The organism is Castellaniella denitrificans, from assembly GCF_027214045.1.
In the GTDB taxonomy this organism is placed as follows: domain Bacteria; phylum Pseudomonadota; class Gammaproteobacteria; order Burkholderiales; family Burkholderiaceae_B; genus Castellaniella; species Castellaniella denitrificans_A.
In genome coordinates, this window is sequence record NZ_JAPWHE010000023.1 from 1 (window position 1) to 1757 (window position 1757).

Here is a 1757-nt window from a genome sequence, read left to right on the forward strand (position 1 = left end):
CCAGATAGGTCAGCAGCAGGAGCAGCCAGGGCAGCGCGGCGCGCACGACCTGTCCGATGCTCATTTTGGTGATGCCGGCGGTCACGAACAGGTTCAGCCCCACGGGCGGGGTGACCATGCCGATCTCCAGGTTGATGACCATGATGATGCCCAGGTGCACCGGGTCGATGCCCATCTGGGTGGCGATGGGAAACAGGATCGGGGCCAGGATCAGGATGATGCCGGTCGGCTCCATGAAGGCGCCGGCCACCAGCAGCAGGATGTTGACCACGATCAGGAACTGCCAGGCGCTCATGTCCCAGGCGATGATCTGCTCGGCGATGGCCTGCGGGATGCGCTCGGTGGTCAGCACGTGGGCGAACAGCAGCGCGTTGGCGATGATGAACATCAGCATGATGGTCACCTTGGCCGCGTCGATCAGGACCTCGGGGACCTGGCGCATGCCGATGTCGCGGTAGACGAACACGGCGATGGCGAAGGCGTAGACCGCAGCCACGGCGGCCGCCTCGGTCGGGGTGAAGATGCCGCCGTAGATGCCGCCCAGGATGATGACGATCAGCAGCAGCCCCCAGATCGAGTCGCGTCCCGCGGCCAGGACTTCGCCGGCGCTGGCGCGCGGCTGGCGCGGCATGTTGCGCACGCGCGCGACGATGTAGATGGCCACCATCAGCACCAGGCCCAGCAGCAGGCCGGGCACCACGCCGGCCATGAACAGCGCGCCCACCGAGGTTTCGGTGACCGCGCCGTAGACCACCATGACGATGGACGGCGGGATCAGGATGCCCAGGGTGCCGGCGTTGCAGATCACGCCTGCGGCGAAGGACTGCGGGTAGCCGGCGCGCACCATGCCGGCGATCACGATCGAGCCCACGGCCACCACGGTGGCGGGCGACGAACCCGAGACCGCGGCGAACAGCACACAGGCCATCACCGAGGCGATGGCCAGACCGCCGTGCAGGTGGCCGACCGCGGCGATGGCGAAGCGGATCATGCGCCGGGCCACCCCGCCGGTGGTCATGAAAGCGCCGGCCAGCACGAAAAAGGGGATGGCCATCAGGGTGAAGTGCTCGGAGGTCTCGTAGAGCTTGAGCGAGAGCGAGGCCAGCGAATCGTGGCCGAAGGCCATGATGGTCAGCAGCGAGGACAGGCCCAGGGCCACGGCCACGGGCATGCCCATGAGCATGAAGACGAACAGCAGGATGAACAGGGCGGTGGTGGTCATGCGGCGTCTCCCTTGGAATCGTCATCGCCGAGCAGTTTCATGGCGTCGGCGACTTCGTCGCCCAGCAGCGAGGCGTGGCCGCCGCGCAGCAGGTTCCAGAGCACCTCGCCCAGGCGCCAGATGAGCAGGGCGTAGCCCAGGGGCAGCACGATGCGCGGCACCCACTGCGCGATGGGCAGATCCTGGGCCATGATGCCGATGGTGTGGATCTTGTCGACGTAGACCCAGGCGCCGTAGACGACGATGGCCGCGTACAGGATGCACAGCAGGGTGCTGACGATGGTCAGCTTGTGGGCGATGCGCGCCGGCAGGATGCGCACGAAGGCGTCCACGCCGATGTGCGCGCCCACGCGCACGCCGTAGGAGATGCCCAGAAAGATCAGGGCGCCGAAGAAATACATCGTCAGTTCCAGCGCCCAGACGAAGCTGTAGTTGAAGACGTAGCGGGCCACGACCTGGGCGAAGGTCACCACGGTCATGGCGGCCAGGAGAAAGGCGATCAGGCCTTCCTCGATGTGTTCCAGCCAGTTTTTCA

At 66.5% G+C, this 1757-nt stretch carries 2 protein-coding genes; both read right to left on the reverse strand.

Features of this window, described 5'->3' with window-relative positions; genetic code table 11:
• Window positions 1-1222, reverse strand: a 1222-nt coding sequence (locus tag O4H32_RS14870) for a TRAP transporter large permease (protein ID WP_269360398.1), incomplete at its 3' end; no start/stop codon positions are given.
• On the reverse strand, window positions 1219-1757 hold a 539-nt coding region (locus O4H32_RS14875; RefSeq protein WP_331284297.1), incomplete at its 5' end, for a TRAP transporter small permease. The genes O4H32_RS14870 and O4H32_RS14875, both read right to left, overlap by 4 nt.